Origin of the sequence: Mesorhizobium sp. M7A.F.Ca.CA.002.15.2.1, assembly GCF_003998715.1 — a bacterium.
GTDB lineage: Bacteria > Pseudomonadota > Alphaproteobacteria > Rhizobiales > Rhizobiaceae > Mesorhizobium > Mesorhizobium ciceri.
The window spans coordinates 1-877 of record NZ_RZPI01001132.1; the positions used below are offsets into that span (position 1 = coordinate 1).

The following is an 877-nucleotide window of genomic DNA, read 5'->3' on the forward strand; positions in this document are numbered from 1 at the left end:
CGGCTGATCTGGTCGCTGGGCGGTTTCTTCGTTGCCTTCCTGGTCTGTTTCTTCTTCGCCAAGAAGCTGTTCAACCTTCTGGTCGTCCCGTTCAAATGGGCGACGCAGTGGGCAGGCCTCGATCCGCACAAGGTCGAGCTGATCTACACGGCGCCGCAGGAATTCTTCTTCACGCAGGTCAAGCTCGCCATGTTCGGCGGCATGGTGATCGCCTTTCCGCTGATCGCCACGCAGATCTACAAATTCATCGCGCCCGGCCTCTACAAGAACGAGCGCAACGCCTTCCTGCCGTTCCTGATCGCGTCGCCAATCCTGTTCCTGATGGGTGCGTCGCTGGTCTATTTCTTCTTCACGCCGATGGTGATGTGGTTCTTCCTCGCCATGCAGCAGGCCGGCACCGACGATCAGGTGCAGATTTCACTGCTGCCAAAGGTGTCGGAATATCTCAGCCTGATCATGACGCTGATCTTCTCCTTCGGCCTGGTGTTCCAACTGCCGGTGGTGACCAGCCTGATGACACGCGTCGGCATGCTGTCGTCCAAGGGGCTGGCCGAGAAGCGCAAATGGGCGATCGTCATCGCCTTCGTCGTCGCGGCGGTGCTGACGCCGCCCGATCCGATGAGCCAGATCGGCCTCGCCATTCCGACCATCCTTCTCTACGAGGTCTCCATCTGGGCTGCCCGGCTGATCGAGCGCGATCAGGAAAAGCAGCGCGTGGCACGCGAGAAGCAGGACGCGGCGGAAGAGGTCGCCGAGAAGAAGCCGGCGGACGCGTCCTCCACCTGAACGGCGCCGCCGCGTCTGGCCAGTCTCGATAGGAATTTTTTCTTGACCTGGTGAGGGCAGCTATGCTATGATTCTCGGTATGGTGCTGACT

General features: G+C 60.2%; 1 protein-coding gene. It reads left to right on the top strand.

All coding sequences use genetic code 11. The features are described 5' to 3' along the window. Positions 1-786, top strand: a 786-nt coding sequence (gene tatC, locus ENZ74_RS33155) for a twin-arginine translocase subunit TatC (RefSeq protein WP_127313355.1), incomplete at its 5' end; no start/stop codon positions are given. Positions 787-877: the final 91 nt, after the last annotated feature.